Source organism: Gracilibacillus sp. JCM 18966, from assembly GCF_055392695.1.
In genome coordinates, this window is the sequence record NZ_AP043883.1 from 3,235,625 (window position 1) to 3,247,477 (window position 11,853).

14 protein-coding genes are annotated in these 11,853 nt (G+C 35.7%); 13 read left to right on the top strand and 1 reads right to left on the bottom strand.

Annotated elements, in window-relative coordinates:
* Positions 1–78: 78 nt before the first annotated feature.
* From ACZ5N5_RS15730 to ACZ5N5_RS15755, 6 genes are all read left to right on the top strand, one after another.
* A complete protein-coding gene (locus ACZ5N5_RS15730; RefSeq protein WP_109984295.1) occupies positions 79–1,035 on the top strand; it encodes a thymidylate synthase in 957 nt (318 codons plus the stop codon).
* A 16-nt stretch (positions 1,036–1,051) separates the two neighbouring features.
* Positions 1,052–1,549 carry a dihydrofolate reductase gene (locus ACZ5N5_RS15735; RefSeq protein ID WP_464372741.1) on the top strand — a complete coding sequence of 166 codons (498 nt, stop codon included), beginning with the start codon at positions 1,052–1,054 and terminating at the stop codon, positions 1,547–1,549.
* Between the two features lie 98 nt (positions 1,550–1,647).
* Positions 1,648–1,809 carry a twin-arginine translocase TatA/TatE family subunit gene (tatA, locus tag ACZ5N5_RS15740; RefSeq protein ID WP_109984297.1) on the top strand — a complete coding sequence of 54 codons (162 nt, stop codon included), beginning with the start codon at positions 1,648–1,650 and terminating at the stop codon, positions 1,807–1,809.
* Positions 1,810–1,832: 23 nt separating this feature from the next.
* Positions 1,833–2,018, top strand: coding sequence for a twin-arginine translocase TatA/TatE family subunit (tatA, locus tag ACZ5N5_RS15745; RefSeq protein WP_054788961.1), 186 nt, complete (start codon positions 1,833–1,835; stop codon positions 2,016–2,018).
* Positions 2,019–2,129: 111 nt separating this feature from the next.
* Entirely contained in the window at positions 2,130–2,903 is a 774-nt protein-coding gene (gene tatC / locus ACZ5N5_RS15750; protein WP_277677961.1) for a twin-arginine translocase subunit TatC, read from the top strand.
* A gap of 3 nt (positions 2,904–2,906) precedes the next feature.
* Positions 2,907–3,122 (top strand): YozE family protein, encoded by a 216-nt coding sequence (locus ACZ5N5_RS15755; protein WP_054788962.1) that lies wholly within the window; start codon positions 2,907–2,909, stop codon positions 3,120–3,122.
* Positions 3,123–3,167: 45 nt separating this feature from the next.
* Here the strand turns inward: ACZ5N5_RS15755 and ACZ5N5_RS15760 are convergent, their stop codons facing one another.
* Positions 3,168–3,494, bottom strand: coding sequence for a YolD-like family protein (locus tag ACZ5N5_RS15760; protein WP_464372742.1), 327 nt, complete (start codon positions 3,492–3,494; stop codon positions 3,168–3,170).
* Positions 3,495–3,591: 97 nt separating this feature from the next.
* On the opposite strand from ACZ5N5_RS15760, the gene ACZ5N5_RS15765 reads away from it, so the two are divergent.
* The 7 genes from ACZ5N5_RS15765 to ACZ5N5_RS15795 all read left to right on the top strand — a co-directional run bounded on the left by ACZ5N5_RS15765 (position 3,592) and on the right by ACZ5N5_RS15795 (position 11,846).
* Positions 3,592–4,749, top strand: coding sequence for an exonuclease SbcCD subunit D (locus tag ACZ5N5_RS15765; protein ID WP_464372743.1), 1,158 nt, complete (start codon positions 3,592–3,594; stop codon positions 4,747–4,749).
* 1 nt (position 4,750) lies between these two features.
* On the top strand, positions 4,751–7,855 hold the full coding sequence (locus ACZ5N5_RS15770) for an AAA family ATPase (protein ID WP_464372744.1): 3,105 nt from the start codon (positions 4,751–4,753) through the stop codon (positions 7,853–7,855).
* 393 nt (positions 7,856–8,248) lie between these two features.
* A complete protein-coding gene (vrrA, locus tag ACZ5N5_RS15775; RefSeq protein WP_464372745.1) occupies positions 8,249–8,743 on the top strand; it encodes a VrrA/YqfQ family protein in 495 nt (164 codons plus the stop codon).
* A 76-nt stretch (positions 8,744–8,819) separates the two neighbouring features.
* Positions 8,820–9,782, top strand: coding sequence for a peptide-methionine (R)-S-oxide reductase MsrB (gene msrB / locus ACZ5N5_RS15780; protein WP_054788969.1), 963 nt, complete (start codon positions 8,820–8,822; stop codon positions 9,780–9,782).
* A 71-nt stretch (positions 9,783–9,853) separates the two neighbouring features.
* Positions 9,854–10,897, top strand: a complete 1,044-nt coding sequence (locus tag ACZ5N5_RS15785; RefSeq protein WP_464372746.1) for an AbrB family transcriptional regulator — start codon at positions 9,854–9,856, stop codon at positions 10,895–10,897.
* A gap of 89 nt (positions 10,898–10,986) precedes the next feature.
* Positions 10,987–11,199, top strand: a complete 213-nt coding sequence (locus ACZ5N5_RS15790) for a DUF6501 family protein (RefSeq protein ID WP_054859399.1) — start codon at positions 10,987–10,989, stop codon at positions 11,197–11,199.
* A gap of 89 nt (positions 11,200–11,288) precedes the next feature.
* On the top strand, positions 11,289–11,846 hold the full coding sequence (locus tag ACZ5N5_RS15795) for a histidine phosphatase family protein (RefSeq protein ID WP_277677967.1): 558 nt from the start codon (positions 11,289–11,291) through the stop codon (positions 11,844–11,846).
* Positions 11,847–11,853: the final 7 nt, after the last annotated feature.

Here is an 11,853-nt window from a genome sequence, read left to right on the forward strand (position 1 = left end):
TGTTAAAATAAATAAAATATTATTATTATCATTGTTTGTTACGAATTTGTAATATAAGTGAATGAGAGGAAGATAAGAATGTCTATGAGTGAACAAGCTTATTTAGATTTATGCAAAAGAGTATTAGAAGAAGGTACAAAAAAAGAAGATAGAACGAAAACCGGAACACTTTCCGTATTTGGGCACCAAATGCGTTTTGATTTAGCAGAAGGTTTCCCACTTTTAACTACCAAATTCGTTCCGTTCCGACTTATTGTAAGTGAATTAATTTGGTTTATCCAAGGTGATACGAACATTCGATATTTACTCAAACATAATAATAATATTTGGAATGAATGGGCTTTTAAAAAATGGGTGGAAAGTGATGAATATACAGGTCCAGATATGGACAATTTCGGTCACCGTGCTAATGAGGATCCTTCTTTTAAGGAGCTTTATTTGAAGGAAATGGACAAGTTCAAAAAAAGCATCCTAGAAGATGATGAATTTGCAGCTAAATATGGAGATCTTGGATCTGTTTATGGATCTCAATGGAGGAAATGGAGAACATCAAAAGGAGAAACCATCGATCAATTAAAAGGGGTTATCCAAGCGATAAAACAAAATCCAGATTCTAGAAGACATTTAATCACAGCATGGAATCCAGAGGATGTTCCTTCTAATATGGCATTACCTCCTTGTCATACTATGTTCCAATTTTATGTGGCAGACGGAAAGTTAAGCTGCCAACTATACCAACGAAGTGGAGATATTTTTCTTGGTGTACCGTTTAATATTGCTAGCTATGCTTTATTAACCTATTTGATTGCTAAAGAATGTGGATTAAAGCCTGGTGAATTTATTCATACTTTAGGAGATGCACATATTTATTCTAATCATATAGAACAGATTAAAACACAGTTAAAACGTGAGCCACGAAACCTACCGAACCTTCATATACAGGATTTCCAAACCATTTTTGATCTGGAAGCAGAGGATATCTCGCTCGAAAATTATGATCCTCATCCAGCTATTAAGGCTCCTGTAGCCGTATAAGAAAGGAGTAAGACGAATGATCTCACTTTTGTTTGCAATGAGTAAGAATCGTGTCATCGGGAAGGACAATGATCTTCCGTGGCATCTACCGAACGACTTAAAGTTTTTTAAAGAATTGACTACTTCCCAAACGGTTATTATGGGAAGAAAAACCTTTCTCTCCATGAATGGTGCCCTTCCAAATCGGGAAAACGTCGTCGTAACGAGAGACACTTCCTTCGAGGCACCAAATTGTAAAGTCATGCACAGCATCGATGAAATCAAATCATTAACAGACTCTGAGCCAAATAAAGAGTGGTTTATTATTGGTGGAGAAGAAATCTTTCAACAGGTATTACCTTTTACTGATCGTATTTACATGACTTATATTGATCACGAATTTGAAGGGGATACTTTTTTCCCTAAGCTTAAGGAAGCAGAATGGAAGACTACAAAGAAGACAAAAGGTATCAAGGATGAACGAAATCGTTATGATTATTATTTCATGCAATATGACCGTATAAAAGACCAATAATTTTAGCATTATTTCAAGACAAGCCTTTTAAAACGTGATAAGATAGAAAAAGAGTGTTATTATCGTGTTAAAAGATACTATAAAGGTGGGGCAAAGATATGTTATCCTCAATTGGAATACCTGGCTTGATTTTAATTTTAATTATTGCATTAGTTATCTTCGGACCAAAAAAACTACCCGAAATCGGGAAAGCAACTGGTCAAACCTTACGAGAATTTAAGAAATCTGCCAGAGAAGATAAGCAAGACGATCAAAAATAGTCATACGCCAGAGGTGAGAGTATATGTTATCTAATATAGGATTTCCAGGTTTAATCCTCATATTAATTATTGCTTTAGTCATTTTTGGACCTTCAAAGCTTCCGGAAATTGGAAAGGCAGTCGGAAGTTCCTTGCGAGAATTTAAAAAGGCTACCAATGATTTAATGAACGAGGATAAAGAGGAAAAAAAAGATCCATCAAGCAAGTAAGGAAGGTGTAAAAGTGCATACTTTTACATCTTTTTCCTCTATAAGAGAAAGTTTGACGAAGTAGGACGAAAACCTATTCAATATATAGGTTAAATATGAAGGAGTTTTCTAATGAAAGAACAGGATAAATCGTTACCTAATGAAAAGGAGATGGGGTATCTCGACCATTTTGCTGAATTAAGGAAAAGGCTTATATGGACCGCTTTTTTCTTTATTCTCTTCTTTGGATTAGGGCTATATTATGTCAACGATATCCGTAATTTCTTTTTAAACGATATTGATATTACCTTAAATCTAATATCACCTGAAGAGATTATTTGGATCATCCTTACGATTGCATTCACTGTTGCTATTGCAGGCACCTTACCTTTTTTATGCTTACAAATTTGGTTATTTGTGAAACCTGGCTTAACAAAGCAGGAACAACGAGTGTCTTTAGCCTATATCCCGGCTGTTTTTCTATTGTTTGTGGTAGGAATGAGCTTTGGTTACTACATTTTTGTAAAATTAATCTTACCCTTTGTTTTATCATTAAATGATGGCGTATTTGACACCATGTTTACAGTCGAAAATTATTTTCGGTTTATTTTTCGTGTCACACTTCCTTTTGCTATCTTTTTTGAATTACCGATCATTATTATGTTCTTAACAAGCTTAGGGATTCTTACACCACGCTTCTTAAGTAAAACAAGAAAATATGGTTATTTTATTCTTGTGATTATTGGAACTATGATTTCACCACCTGATTTTATTTTGCAAATCGTTGTCGCTATTCCGTTAATTATTATCTATGAGATTAGTATAATGCTATCACGGTTTGTTTATCGAAAAAAACAAGAGAAACATCAAGCTTTTATGGAAGATAATTTGACAGAAGGGGAATAGTGAATGAAATCTTTTTATCAATTTATGATGAGATATCGCGGAAACAAACAATTAGATCATCAAAGGAAATTAGCAGACTGGATGTTTATCGATCATGATTTTCCAAAGCACTCAAGTAGTTATGATGAAATTAGTCGCTATTTAGAATGGAATATTCCTTTTCCAGAGGCTATTCAAACCTTTGATCAATTATGGGATTTATATCAAGAGGAGGGATAAACCATGAAAGGATATGGTTTATCTCTTGTACCGAAGACGCTAAATCTATTTTATTGCAACAATATCACGAATGGATAGATGCTTTTTCTTTTTTGAGCTATCCAGAACGATGGTAATTTGAGCTGTATATGGCTTCACGGTGTCTATCGTACCTTGAATGGAGTGAATCCTTCTATTTTGATAATAATCAATCGTTAGCTTCGTTTTGTTTAGAATAGCTTGTTGAATTTGATGTTCCATTTCCTCTAATATATCAGATTCTAAAAGCGGCTTGTTCACTAGATTATCCTCTTTCTCTAGTTGCTGTAACATGGTCACATGCTCTGGTAACATAAGGGATGCCCACTTTTTATGCCCTCGATCATTAACCATTATCATCACCTCAAGTTCTATTATACACAAACATACGTTCTTCATCCAGTTCTTTTAACTCGAGATCGGAATTACCAAGAAAGGATTAGTGATATTAATGAAAATTATTCATACTGCAGACTGGCATTTAGGCAAATTAGTACATGGAATCCATGCAACAGCAGATCAAGCCTATGTGTTAGAACAACTAACTTCATTAATAAAGGAGGAAAAACCAGACGTACTTATCATCGCAGGAGATTTATATGACCGTTCGATTCCACCAAAGGAAGCTGTCGAATTATTAAATCATGTTATTAGCGATTTATGTATGAATTTTAAAATCCCTATCCTAGCCATAGCAGGTAATCATGACAGTCCTGATCGCTTAGGATTCGGTACATCAATTTTCCGTTCACAGCAATTTTATTTACATACAACGGTAGAGGAGGCACTTCAACCAGTACCAATTGAGGATAACTATGGCATGATTTATTTTCATTTGATTCCATACTTGGAACCGTCACAAATCAGCGCCTATTTCAAGGATGACACCATTGAGACACATCATCAAGCAATGGAAAAAATAATTCAAGAAATAAAAATGAGAACTCCTTTACACGAAGGGAGACACATTTTAGTAGGACATGCATTTGTTGCTGGTGGAATGGAAACAGACTCCGAGGAACGTCTTACCATGATTGGCGGAACTCCTTACGTTGGCGCCGATTTATTTGATGAGATTGACTATGTGGCTTTAGGCCATTTACATCGACCACAAAAAATAAAGAGGGAAACGATTAGATATAGTGGTTCCATTTTAAAATACTCCTTTTCAGAGGCGGACCATACTAAATCCGTTACGATGGTGGAAATGGATGAAACAGGAGCCTGTGAGATTGAGCAAAGGGCGCTTACGCCGATGAAAGATATGCGAATTATAAAGGGATATTTCGATGATTTAATTCAAGAAAAAGTAATCCCGAGAACAGAGGATTATTTACAAATTCAGCTATTAGACGATGGTCAAATTATGGATCCAGTTTCTAAATTACGAAAACTATTTCCGAACATATTACGTTTAGAGCGAAAGCAATATATGGTAAACACCGTTCTTAAGGACAAAGAAAATATTCGCCAAAAACAGGAGATGTCCCATGAACAACTATTTCATGCTTTCTATCAGGAAATGAAGGGAGAAAAAATCCCAGAAACGAGAGCCCAGTATTTTAACAAAGTGATGCAATCGATTGTAACAGAAGAGAGGGGAAAATAGAATGCGAGTCATTTCTCTGGAACTAGCTGCCTTTGGTCCTTATCGTAAGAGACAGAGGATCGATTTTGATCGACTTGGTCAAGAAATGATTTTTTTAATAACAGGACCAACAGGTGCAGGAAAAACAACTTTGTTCGATGCGATTTGTTATAGTTTATATGGTAAGGCTAGTGGGACAGATCGTGATCATGATAGTTTTCGAAGTCATTTTGCCACAGAAGTAGAATCCACCTTTGTTTCCTTAACATTCCAGCTTCACGAAAAGTTATATAAGGTAACAAGGACTCCTAGGCAGTTAAAGCCAAAAACAAAGGGGGAAGGATACACCGATGATCCAGCATCTGCCTCTCTGTACATCATGAAACAAAACGACGATTGGGAATTAATTGAATCCAAAATCAAAGAAGTCAATGAGACCATTCAGGCAATGATAGGTTTAGACTATGAGCAATTTCGAAAAATGATAATGATCCCACAGGGGGAATTTCGTAAGCTGATTTCAGAGAATAGTCGCGAACGAGAAGAAGTGCTTCAAAAAATATTCCGAACTTATTTTTATCGGGATATAACAGAAAAGCTAAAAGACGAAGCAAAACAACTGAAAAACTCCCTTATACAAATCGAATGGAAAATGGAACAAGAAATGGAACATTTAGATAGTAAATATATAAACAAAGAGAGCACTCAGTCGATAACAGATCAATTATCTAATGAACTCTACAGTTTAAAGAAGGAAAAAGAAGAAGTAATAAAAAGGATCGAGGAATTTGATCAAGCATATAAGAGTATGCAGGAGCAGATGTATCGAAAGCAAAAATTACTTGAATTATTTGATGAATATGATCAGAGAAAGATAGAAAAAGAAGAATTAAAAAAGAAAGCACCACAAATGAAAGAAAAAGAAACAACATTCCAGCAAGCTGTGCAAGCAAAGGCTGTAGAACCATTCGAAGAACAGGTGCAGAGGCGAAAAAATGAATGGCAAGAACAACTAAAAAAATCGGAATATTTGAAGGAACAGCATAACCAAGTGAGTCAACAATTTCAACAAGCAGCAGATGCGTTAGAAAACAGTGAAAAAATGGAAACAGAGATGGATGAGCTACGCCTCCGATTAAAAGAATATGAAGCGACTTTAGAAAAACTCAATGACTTCCAAAAAGGTTTAGAACAATTTCAGACAGTCCAACAAAAATTAGCGGAGAAAGAATTACGGCTACGTCACCTAGAAGATAACTTAACAAAGGAACAGCAGAGAAAAGAAGATAGCTTTCAGGCACAAGAAAAGATTCATCAATTAAAACAATCAGTTCTCGTCAATAAGCATAAAGAAGAGCAACTCTCTCAACAAGTACAAACCTATGAAAAAATCTTAGAAGAAGGGGAACAAGAGCTAAAGTTACAGGAAAAATATCAGGGTCTTTTGTTAAAAGCTCAAAAACTCGAACTTGAATTAGACGAGCAAAAAACGAAATGGAAAAAAATCCAAGAAGAAAAACAGCTAAATATCATCGGGCACATAGTAGATGAACTTGTAGAAGGAGAGCCTTGTCCTGTATGCGGTTCTCCGCATCACCCTAATAAAGCAAAAAGCACTATAGCTTCTATCTCTGAGGAGTCCATTGCATTAGAGCAGAAAAAACTGCAGGAACTGGAAATAAGCTCTCAATCGCTTTCTTCAGAAATCAATCAATTATACAATGAAATGCATGTAAAAAAAGAAATGATCCATTATCTTTTCCAGTCCTTGAATATCGAAGTTACTAATCTCTCTCTACCTGAATTAAGAGGAAAAAGAAAAGAAGTAGCGGAAAAGCAAAAGCAACTAAATTTACAGGTAAGAGAAGAAACGGAACAAATAAAAGCAATAGAGGCTACCTATCAGGATCCAGCTAATGTTCAAACAGGCATTGATCAATTATTAAAGAAACAAAAAGAATGGAGAGCAGACCATGAACAAACGCTTCAGCAATTTCAACAAATACAAATTTCACTAGAAACCCTTAAAGAAAGATTACCGAAGGATTTTGATACGGTCGAACAATTTAAAGCAAAAGTCACGGCCATTAGAGAGGAACTAAAAGATAATCTAGCAAAATGGGAGGAACTGCAGAAACACTATGCAAAAATTAGAGATCAGAAAAATCAGATAGAAACCAAAATGATGCAAAGTGTGGAATTTCAGAAGCAGCTAGAAGCTAGTTATGACAAACAAAAAGAAATATTTTTAGCCAAATTGGGAGAATATGGATTTCCTGATATTGCATCATACCAGAATGCTCGATTAAATGAGGAAATTATGAGGAAACTCGAAGCTGAAGTAATACAATTTAAGGAATATTACCAATTCACCAATCAACGAATGGAAGAATTAGAGGAATTACTACGAGGAAAAACAGCTCCTGACCTAACGCTATTAAGAGAAGAATTAAACAAACTTGAAGTAGAAAAGCATACAGTAATGCAACGTAAACAAGCAATTGAATTAGAATACCAACAGTTATTAAAGGTAAAAGATAAACTAATTGGATTGCAATCCGAGTATCAGAAAATAGCTAATCAATATTATGATATTGGTGAATTGGCAGATCTAGCTAGAGGGGAAAATTCGAAGAAACTATCCTTTGAACGATACGTTTTAGCCACTTTTCTTGATGAAATTTTATTACAGGCTAATGTGCGCTTAGATAGAATGACGGATCACCGCTTTCAGCTTTTGCGTAGTGAAGAATTGGCAAAACGTGGTGCACAAAGTGGCTTAGATTTAGAAGTGCTCGATCATTTTACTGGTCGTAAACGCTCGGTTCGCACACTATCTGGAGGTGAAGGATTTAAAGCTGCATTAAGCTTAGCATTAGGGATGGCAGATATAATTCAATCACATGCAGGTGGTGTGCAGCTTGATACGTTATTTATTGATGAAGGATTCGGAACACTTGATGAAGTATCTCTCGAGCAAGCCATCGAATGCTTAAAGGATTTACAACAGGATCACCGTGTGATTGGAGTCATTTCTCATGTTTCCCAATTAAGGGAGGAAATAAAAGCAAAACTCACCATTGACAGCTCGAATGAAGGCTCTATTGCTTCCTTTCACATTGGATAAAGATACTTCAACCGATAGTAGCAGATTATCGAGTAAAACTGTCATATCTCAACAAACGATTAGCGCGAATCGTTCATTTCCTGTCAGTTTCTGCGCTTGCCCAGGAAATATTATGAATGATATTTCCGAAGATGGTTAGAAAAACGCATTCGCTCGTCTTTTGGATGTGTTAGCTTTTCTTATACTTTGAACTTCATAATTTTAGCTTCGTCGCTTACTTCCTGCAAAAAACTTATATTTCCTAACGTATAAAAAAGAAGGCTCTCGTGAGTAGACCACGAAAAAGCCTTCTTTTTATCTACTTAGAAGCGATAAAAGCCTATACCACCTAACCTATAGAGACATATAGTGTTAGCAAGGGAGACTTTTACTAGCAGAGAGAGGATGTGAAATATGTTTCGACCAACTAATCATCAAACACCATTCATGAATCAGCAACCACCGTTTCAACAAGGTAATTTTTTATCTGGAGCACCTCAGCGCGGATTATTTCCACAAGCACCAACAACTAACCCTACAGGATTGCAAGGTCTGATCCAACGCTTTTTGCCTTCTTCAAGCGGGATGCAGGCAGGTGGAATAGCAAGTGGAGGAGGGGGATCGAATTTAATGGGAACACTAAATAATGTCCAACAAGTACTAAAAGTGGCCCAACAAGCGACACCACTTATTAAAGAATATGGACCAATGATCAAAAACGCCCCTAAATTAATCAATATGATGAAAGCAATTAACGAAATAAATAGTGAAGAGGAAGATAATACAGACGAGATTCAAGTAGATGATTCGAGCTTATCACCAAATGAGATAGAAGAAAATACAAGGGAAGAGCATGAAACACACAGATCCAGTCAACCAAAAAAATCACAACCTAAATTATTTATTTAGTCCAAACAGACCACTTGCAATTTTACAGTAGGAGAAGCAAAATAAGGGTAACACGTTTTTTTAGGAGGTTGTTTTGATGGAAAAACAATCAAAAGAAAGAGCTATATTTGCAGGTGGCTGTTTTTGGTGTATGGTAGAACCCTTCGATCAACAGCCAGGGATTATTCAAGTAGAATCAGGTTATACAGGTGGAGATAAGCCAAATCCAACCTATGAAGAAGTGTGTTCCAATACAACAGGACATCGGGAAGCGGTAGAGATTACCTTTGATCCAACGATATTTCCTTATGAAAAACTTTTACAAATATTTTGGCAACAAATTGATCCAACCGATGCAGGTGGTCAGTTTCATGATCGAGGCGAATCCTATAAAACAGCTATTTATTATACAAACGAGCGACAAAAAGAGCTTGCAGAGGCTTCAAAACAACAGTTAGAAGCATCAGGGAAATTTACTAAGCCTATTGTGACTGATATTCTTCCAGCAAAAACATTCTACCCGGCAGAAGAAAAGCATCAGGATTATTATAGAAAACAAACATTTCATTATCAGCTCTATAAAAAGGGTTCAGGTAGAGCTGATTTTATCAAAAAACATTGGAACAAGCAGCCAGACCAAACAGAATTAAAACGCAAATTAACTCCATTACAGTATCACGTCACACAGGAAAATGGCACAGAAAGACCGTTTGATAATGAATATTGGGACAACAATGAGGAAGGAATTTATGTTGATATTGTTAGTGGGGTACCTTTATTCTCTACCAAAGATCAATATGACGCAGGGTGTGGTTGGCCAAGCTTTACTAAACCTATCAATCGAAATGACCTAAAAGAAAATCTCGATACTTCTCATGGCATGCGTAGAATAGAAATTCGAAGCGACCAGGCTGATTCACATTTAGGTCACGTATTTGATGATGGACCGAGGGACAAGGGTGGTATGCGATACTGTATTAATTCCGCTGCCTTGAAATTCATACCAAAAAGTGAGCTTGAGAAAGAGGGATTAAAGGAATATTTGGCTCTATTTGAGTAACTTTTAAGCAGCAAAAGCTTGGCCTAATGCCAGGCTTTTGCTTTCTAAATATGTTCAAGGGAGCTTTAAGCATGAAACAACTTGTCTTTCATTATATATGGATGTATCTTGTATCCTTACTGTCCACAATGATATTCCTATCTTTAGATCTTCCATTGCCTTGGATTTTAGGTCCATTATTAGCAGTATTTATTTTAAAGACGGTTCACGAAAGAGACTATCAATTACACCAATCCATTCGAAATGTAAGCTTTGCTATAACTGGTGTTCAAATCGGAATGACGTTTACTGCAGCAACTATAGGTAAGGTAGTGCCTTATTTTATTCCGTTTTTGCTTTTTACCTTTTTCATTATGATTATTTCGATAGCTAGTGGAATATTACTAGCTAGGATAGCAAAGATAAGTAAAAAAACAGGTGTACTTGGCAGTATACCCGGAGGATTATCCGTAATGGTTGCTATGAGCGATTCAATGGAGGCTAACACTGGGCTTGTAGCTATTTTTCATACGATTCGATTAATGGCGGTTCTCTTTATCGTACCAATTATTGCCTCTTTTTTATTTTCATCAAGCAGCAATAATGCCGGTAGTATAGTAGAGGAACCAATGATTTCGGGTCAATATTGGACCATTGCTATTTATGGATTGCTTTTTTACTTCGCTTATTTATTAAGACATAAAGTTCCGGCATCTTTTGTGCTTATACCTATGACTATCATCGCTATACTAAAAATTTTTTCGATACCAGTGATGGACTTACCTAGTTCGTTCTATCATTTTGCTCAGCTTTCTATTGGCATCCATTTAGGTTTATCTATCGATTATCGAGATGTGAAAAAAGCTGGTAAATATACTGGTTTGTTCTTTTTAATAACCTGTTTCATTATCTTATTATCGATCTTATTTGGTTATATTTTTGCTTCTTTTTCGAATTTGAGCTTTGCGACAGCCATGCTAAGTCTTGCGCCAGGAGGATTAGTAGAAATGGCACTGACAGCCCATGAAGTAGACGCAGACCCTGCAATTGTTGGTTCCTTACAATTAGTGAGGATGCTTATCATTATTTTATTATTCCCTATAGTTTTAAGTAAATATTGGAAAACAAGAACATAAGTATACCATAAGTTTATTATGTAAACTAAACAGTTACTTGTATTTATCTACCAAAATGTTTATCATAGAAAGTAAGGAGGTTAGTTAGAATGATTCATCATACTTGGGAAAAAAATGAAACCATGAAACACATTAAATGTGTACATACAAACGCTAAAAAATATAAAGTGAATTCCGTTTTGACCGTTGGAAATGTATATGAAGTGAAAAACGAAACAGAGGAGTTTTACTTTGTTATAGATAACACGAAACGTATTGCTGGATTTAAAAAAGATTATTTTGAATTAGTCGAAAATGTTTAATTGAAATTCATATTGGATAAAATAAATGGTAGGCTTTTTCTGATATTCTATTAAAGATCTTTCAAAGATTCCGCCTAGGAGCTGATAAAATGAAAAGAATTCTATTGATACGTCACTGTCACGCAATGGGACAACACAAGGATTCTCCTTTGTCTAAACAAGGAAATCTTCAGGCCTATGAATTAGCAAACCTATTAGAAAATCTTAGTTTTCCAATTGATCGGATCATCACAAGTCCTTTTTTACGTGCAAAGGAAACCATTAAACCATTTGCCAATCGTACTGGTTTACCAATTGAATGTGATGAAAGGTTAAAAGAAAGACTTTTAAGTGAACAGCCAATTGATGATTGGATGGATGTGTTGGAGGAATCTTTTCATAACGATCAGTTTAAATTACCTGGCGGGGAATCATCTAGAGATGCTTACGAACGAGCTGATCAACTCCTTACTGATTGTTTAAATAATGATGATTTTGAGAATACTATCATCGTAACACATGGAAACTTGCTAGCACTCATGCTAAAAAAATTCCAGATTGAATTTGGCTTTCATGAATGGAAAACCTTGACCAATCCGGATGTCTTTTTCGTTCAACGTGTTGGAGGCGAGTTCATAGTGGAAAGGCTTTGGAAGGATCGGGATTAGAGAGCTT

Bases quoted from the DNA above. Each gene is read 5' to 3' on its own strand.
- ACZ5N5_RS15755 (WP_054788962.1), top strand. From the start codon at position 2,907: ATGAAATCTTTTTATCAATTTATGATGAGATATCGCGGAAACAAACAA.
- tatA (WP_054788961.1), top strand. From the start codon at position 1,833: ATGTTATCTAATATAGGATTTCCAGGTTTAATCCTCATATTAATTATT.
- ACZ5N5_RS15765 (WP_464372743.1), top strand. From the start codon at position 3,592: ATGAAAATTATTCATACTGCAGACTGGCATTTAGGCAAATTAGTACAT.
- vrrA (WP_464372745.1), top strand. From the start codon at position 8,249: ATGTTTCGACCAACTAATCATCAAACACCATTCATGAATCAGCAACCA.
- ACZ5N5_RS15795 (WP_277677967.1), top strand. From the start codon at position 11,289: ATGAAAAGAATTCTATTGATACGTCACTGTCACGCAATGGGACAACAC.
- ACZ5N5_RS15760 (WP_464372742.1), bottom strand. From the start codon at position 3,494: ATGGTTAATGATCGAGGGCATAAAAAGTGGGCATCCCTTATGTTACCA.
- ACZ5N5_RS15790 (WP_054859399.1), top strand. From the start codon at position 10,987: ATGATTCATCATACTTGGGAAAAAAATGAAACCATGAAACACATTAAA.
- ACZ5N5_RS15785 (WP_464372746.1), top strand. From the start codon at position 9,854: ATGAAACAACTTGTCTTTCATTATATATGGATGTATCTTGTATCCTTA.
- ACZ5N5_RS15770 (WP_464372744.1), top strand. From the start codon at position 4,751: ATGCGAGTCATTTCTCTGGAACTAGCTGCCTTTGGTCCTTATCGTAAG.
- tatA (WP_109984297.1), top strand. From the start codon at position 1,648: ATGTTATCCTCAATTGGAATACCTGGCTTGATTTTAATTTTAATTATT.
- msrB (WP_054788969.1), top strand. From the start codon at position 8,820: ATGGAAAAACAATCAAAAGAAAGAGCTATATTTGCAGGTGGCTGTTTT.
- ACZ5N5_RS15730 (WP_109984295.1), top strand. From the start codon at position 79: ATGTCTATGAGTGAACAAGCTTATTTAGATTTATGCAAAAGAGTATTA.
- tatC (WP_277677961.1), top strand. From the start codon at position 2,130: ATGAAAGAACAGGATAAATCGTTACCTAATGAAAAGGAGATGGGGTAT.
- ACZ5N5_RS15735 (WP_464372741.1), top strand. From the start codon at position 1,052: ATGATCTCACTTTTGTTTGCAATGAGTAAGAATCGTGTCATCGGGAAG.